Source organism: uncultured Agitococcus sp. (genome assembly GCF_937920075.1).
Classification (GTDB): Bacteria; Pseudomonadota; Gammaproteobacteria; order Pseudomonadales; family Moraxellaceae; genus Agitococcus.
This window is the reverse complement of sequence record NZ_CALETI010000072.1, coordinates 1-2,071: the sequence shown is the minus strand read 5'-3', so window position 1 is coordinate 2,071 and position 2,071 is coordinate 1. Positions and strand designations below refer to the sequence as shown.

Below are 2,071 nucleotides of genomic sequence, written 5' to 3'. Positions count from 1 at the left end.
TAACTGATAACTGATAACTGATAACTGATAACTGATAACTGATAACTGATAACTGATAACTGATATTACAAATTACACATTACGTTATATTTAGTACATTTTAAGGTAATAAAAGGCTATAGATGGTAGAAAAATGCTACTATATAGTAATTATTTAACATAATATACATTATGCGATTAATTATTGGTATTAAAATTTATGTTATATAACCAGATAATACTATGTGTTGTAATTTATATAATGGTGAGATATTTTATGACTACAAAAAATAATCTACATCAGGAATTTATCATGGACGATTTATCACCATCCGCTTTAAAAGCCATTTTACATTCAAAACGCGCCAATTTGTATTACTTAGAACATTGTCGAGTGATGCAAAAAGATGGCCGTGTTTTGTATTTAACCGAAGGCAAAGACGAAAATTACTACTGGAATATTCCTATTGCCAATACCACGGTGATTTTATTAGGCACAGGCACATCGATTACGCAAGCAGCTATGCGAATGTTGTGTAGCGCAGGTGTATTGGTCGGTTTTTGTGGTGGCGGTGGCACACCGTTATTTGCAGGCGCAGAAATTGAATGGCTTACGCCACAAAGTGAATATCGTCCTACGGAATATGTACAAGGCTGGTTAAGTTTTTGGTTTGATGCTGATAAACGTTTAGCGGTTGCTAAAACTTTTCAACAAGCTCGAATTGATTATATTCGTCATGTATGGGGCAAAGATAAAGACTTAAAAGATAACGGTTTTTATGTTGATGATGCAGATATTGAACACGCTTTATCGGGTTTTGCTAAAAAAATTCCTGTGCTAGATAAAGTAGGTGACTTGTTGTTGGCTGAGGCACAAACCACCAAACAGCTTTATAAAAGTGCTGCGACACGTTGCAAATTAGCTTTTGAGCGTAACCCCGAACAAGGCGATTTGGCCAATGATTTTTTAAATCATGGTAATTATTTGGCTTATGGTTTGGCTGCAACGACGTTATGGGTGTTGGGCATTCCACATGGCTTTGCGGTGATGCACGGTAAAACGCGGCGTGGTGCATTGGTGTTTGATGTGGCCGATTTGATTAAAGATGCCATTGTACTGCCCTACGCTTTTATTTGTGCCAAAGAAAAAGCCACCGAACAAGAATTTAGACAGCAAATTTTGCAAAAGTTTACTGAGCATAAGGCGTTGGATTTTATGTTTGAGCAGGTTAAACAAGCGGCTATAGGCATTAAGGATTAACCATGATTGTCACCTTTATTAGTCAATGTGACAAAAAAGCTATCAACCGTACCCGCCGTGTGTTGGATGCCTTTGCTAATCGTATTGGTGATAACACGTGGCAAACGGTGATTACCGAAGATGGCTTACTGGCTGTTAAACAATTATTAAGAAAAACCGTGACTAAAAACACTGCCGTTGCTTGTCATCGACAACGCTCACGCTTGCGTAGTGAGTTGGTGTGGATTGTAGGAAATAGAAATAAGTTTAATAAAGAAGGTGTTGTGCCTGTGAATAGCACAAAGAAAAGCATTTTACATAATGAATGGGAAAATAACTGGGCATATCTACCACTGATTAAAGCTCTAGTGAGTGTTGCCGCTTTATTACATGATTGGGGCAAAGCCACCCTACTTTTTCAACAAAAACTGCAAAAAAGTAGCAAAGAAGGCGACCCATTACGCCATGAATGGGTATCTTGTTTATTGCTCAATGCTTTAATTGAGCAATCAGGCGATAAAAAAGACGATACCGCTTGGCTATCCTTACTGAGCAATAACACATGGAATGAAGCACAATTACAAGCACTTACAAGCCAAAATATTGCTAAACCCTTAGATAATTTACCGCCACTTGCTCAATGGGTGGCTTGGTTGATTGTGACTCATCATAGATTACCTAGAGAAAAAGAACACACAGGGTGGAACGGCGAAGAAACTAACAGTATTTCCGAGCTATTAAATTGTATTGATGCAAATTGGGGTTATAAAAATGAGCAAAACTATCAACAACGCCTAGAAGACTGTTTTAATTTTCCGCACGGTTTATTGAGCCAATCAAGATCGGAAGAGC

At 37.8% G+C, this 2,071-nt stretch carries 2 protein-coding genes; both read left to right on the top strand.

Annotation, left to right across the window (positions count from 1 at the left end):
* The first annotated feature begins 292 nt into the window (after positions 1–292).
* Positions 293–1,240 (top strand): type I-F CRISPR-associated endonuclease Cas1f, encoded by a 948-nt coding sequence (cas1f, locus tag Q0212_RS02880; protein WP_297921938.1) that lies wholly within the window; start codon positions 293–295, stop codon positions 1,238–1,240.
* A 2-nt stretch (positions 1,241–1,242) separates the two neighbouring features.
* On the top strand, positions 1,243–2,071 hold an 829-nt coding region (locus Q0212_RS02875; RefSeq protein ID WP_297921934.1), incomplete at its 3' end, for a CRISPR-associated endonuclease Cas3''.

Excerpts from the sequence above, each read along its gene's own strand:
- cas1f (WP_297921938.1), top strand. The coding sequence starts at position 293 with ATGGACGATTTATCACCATCCGCTTTAAAAGCCATTTTACATTCAAAA.